Annotated in this window: 2 protein-coding genes; one reads left to right on the top strand and one right to left on the bottom strand. The window is 46.3% G+C overall.

Going from position 1 to position 1,327, the window contains the following annotated elements:
* A partial coding sequence (gene cmoB, locus A3766_RS24680) for a tRNA 5-methoxyuridine(34)/uridine 5-oxyacetic acid(34) synthase CmoB (protein ID WP_082907212.1) occupies positions 1–526 on the top strand: 526 nt, incomplete at its 5' end.
* A gap of 90 nt (positions 527–616) precedes the next feature.
* Here cmoB and A3766_RS24675 read toward each other — a convergent pair.
* Positions 617–1,327: adenylosuccinate synthetase (locus A3766_RS24675; RefSeq protein WP_197479722.1), on the bottom strand; the 711-nt coding region annotated here is incomplete at its 5' end.

Below are 1,327 nucleotides of genomic sequence, written 5' to 3'. Positions count from 1 at the left end.
GATCGACCCGAACTTTTTATTCTTACTACAGTTCGAGACTCTAAAGAAATATTGTGGCCCTCAAGCACCCATCCATTTGCTCCCAGTACGAATGGAAGATGTGACACCACAGCTAGAGGCCTTTGACACAACTTTCTCAATGGGCGTGCTTTACCATCGCCGCTCACCTATCGATCACCTATTGGAGCTCAAGGGGACCTTGCGCCAGGGCGGCGAACTGGTGCTGGAAACGCTCATTTGTGAAGGTGAGCTAGGCTATAGTCTAATGCCAGAGGATCGTTACGCCATGATGCGAAACGTCTGGTATCTACCAACTAAAGAAACCCTGAGCTTATGGCTAAGGCGAGCCGGTTTCACTAATATTCGCTGTGTAGAGAGCAACATCACCTCAACTGAAGAGCAGCGAAGCACGGACTGGATGAAGTTCCAATCCTTAAAGGACTTCCTAGACCCAACAGACCAGAGCAAAACGCTTGAAGGCTACCCTGCCCCTTTGCGTGCGACTTTCATTGCAAATAAAAAATAGCTTGTAGTCACTCTCAACTCAAAACACTCGCTCATAAAAAAAGCCTGAAAGCATAAAGCAATCAGGCTTTTTAAGTATTGATTAGCTAAATCAGTCGAAAGGATGTCTCAGCACAATCGTCTCAACACGATCAGGGCCGGTTGAAATAATATCAACAGGCGCTTCAATCTTCTCTTCAATGTACTTGATATAGCTTCGAGCATTTTCAGGAAGGTCTTCTAGTTTCTGCACACCTAAAGTGCTTTCTGACCAACCAGGTAGCGACTCAAATACAGGTTCCAGATCTTCATAACCTCGACCATCAAGCGGTGGGCGTGTTAATTCTTCACCCGCTTTAGTCTTATAACCTACACAAACCTGAATCTCTTCAAGACCATCTAGTACATCAAGTTTGGTCAAACAAATACCAGACACCGAATTGATCTGAATAGCATGACGTAAACCAACCGCGTCAAACCAACCACAACGACGTGGACGACCAGTGGTTGCACCAAACTCATGGCCTTTCTCGGCAAGATGACGACCTTGATCATTAAACAACTCTGTTGGGAATGGACCAGAACCAACTCGAGTTGTATAAGCTTTAGTAATACCCAGTACGTAATCAAGGTACATAGGACCGAAACCACTACCGGTCGCCGTGCCACCTGCGGTCGTATTTGAAGATGTTACAAATGGGTAGGTACCGTGGTCAATATCTAGCAAGGAGCCCTGGGCACCCTCAAACAAGATATTCTCACCCGCTTTACGGTATGCGTGAAGCTCGTCCGTGACATCAACCGCCATCGGTAAAAGAACCTT

This window comes from Oleiphilus sp. HI0132, from assembly GCF_001635845.1.
Note: the sequence above shows the minus strand (reverse complement) of the source record. Positions and strands in the feature narration are given on the sequence as shown.